The 1,071-nt window shown below is 71.9% G+C and carries 2 protein-coding genes; one reads left to right on the top strand and one right to left on the bottom strand.

Going from position 1 to position 1,071, the window contains the following annotated elements; all coding sequences use genetic code 11:
• Positions 1-377: GatB/YqeY domain-containing protein (locus KBX39_RS31780; RefSeq protein WP_210874116.1), on the top strand; the 377-nt coding region annotated here is incomplete at its 5' end.
• Positions 378-442: 65 nt separating this feature from the next.
• On the opposite strand, the gene KBX39_RS31775 is transcribed toward KBX39_RS31780, so the two are convergent.
• A partial coding sequence (locus KBX39_RS31775) for a PASTA domain-containing protein (RefSeq protein ID WP_210874113.1) occupies positions 443-1,071 on the bottom strand: 629 nt, incomplete at its 5' end.

The raw sequence follows: 1,071 nt of genomic DNA, 5'->3' as shown, positions 1-1,071 counted from the left end.
CACTATTCCGTCTCGCGGCCGTGGGCAACGCCGAGGTGGCCGGCCGGGAAAAGCGCGAGCTCAGCGACGACGAGGTGCTCGCGGTGCTGGCCAAGGAGGCGAAGAAGCGCCGCGAGGCGGCAGTGGCGTTCGCCGACGCCGGGCGCGCCGAGCAGGCCGGCAAGGAGACCGCCGAGGGTGAGGTGCTGGAGCGCTACCTGCCCAAGCAGCTCTCCGACGAGGAACTGGCCGAGCTGGTCTCGGGGGCGCTCGCCGCGGGCGGCTTCACCGGCAAGGCGCAGATGGGCCCGGCCATGAAGGCCGCCCAGACCGCGGTGGCCGGCCGCGCCGAGGGGGGCCGGGTGGCCGCTGAGGTACGCCGCCAGCTGGGCCTCTGACCGTCCCGTAGACACAAGAAGAAGCGACGGCCCCTTCACGGAGGTGGCCGTCGCTTCGTCTGGGATCAGTTCCCCGGTCGTCCTGGTCGGCCGTTACCCGGTCCGCCCGGCCCACCTGGTCGGTCCGGCGTCGCGGTGCCGCCCTGGTCCGAGTCGCCCTTGCCGGAGCTGACCTCGATCATGACGACGCCGCCCTTGATGGTGCGCCCGTTCGGGCTGGTGCCGGCCGCGGTGCCCGCCGGGCAGTCCGACGCCACCTTGTTGCTGGAGACCACCGGCTCGAAGCCGGCGCCCTTGAGCCGGGACTTCGCGCTCTCGATGGACGCGCACTTCACATCCGGGATGGACCGCTGGTCACCCAGGACGATCTTGCCGCTGGGCGGGGTGAAGTTCTTCCGGTCCTTGCCCTTCATGGCGTCCCGCAGCGTCTCGTAGACCGCCGGGTTGATGCCGGTGGGCACGTCGTGGCCCATCTTCTGGTTGGTCTGCGGCCAGTCCGGGTCGGCCATGATGCCGGCGACCGCGTACTGCTTGGTCATGGCGACCAGCGAGGAGGTCTTCTCCGAGTCGGTGGTGCCGGACTTGCCGGCCACCGGCGCGTCGACGATGTTGCGGACGTTGCCGGCGGTGGCGGTGCCGCACTTCGTGGTCGAGGAGCGGTCACCCACCGGGCAGCGGGCGGCGTCCACGGCGG

The organism is Micromonospora sp. D75 (assembly GCF_018070405.1).
GTDB classification, from domain to species: domain Bacteria; phylum Actinomycetota; class Actinomycetes; order Mycobacteriales; family Micromonosporaceae; genus Micromonospora; species Micromonospora chalcea.
This window is presented reverse-complemented; position numbering and strand designations above follow the sequence as displayed.